Below are 280 nucleotides of genomic sequence, written 5' to 3' on the forward strand. Positions count from 1 at the left end.
CTTTTTGACACCAAAAAGAAAGAAGCCCGTCCGGCCAGGACTCCAATAATTATTTTATAAAAAGCATTAAGCAATCGGCTATCGCTCCCTATTTGGCCCATGCACCCAAATCTCTGTTCTCTTCTAAACCAGCCTAATTCCAAAGAAATCCCTTTGGAACAAATTTTTGAAGTAGCGGTTGTCCGAGCCACCGCACTTCCTTTGTGTCAAAAATTTTCAGCCGGCAGTTATTAATCTGTTTATTTTGTTTAAACGGCATTAATGAGCTCGCAAAAAATGC

It is taken from the genome of Pedobacter fastidiosus, assembly GCF_014306625.1.
GTDB classification, from domain to species: Bacteria; Bacteroidota; Bacteroidia; order Sphingobacteriales; family Sphingobacteriaceae; genus Pedobacter; species Pedobacter fastidiosus.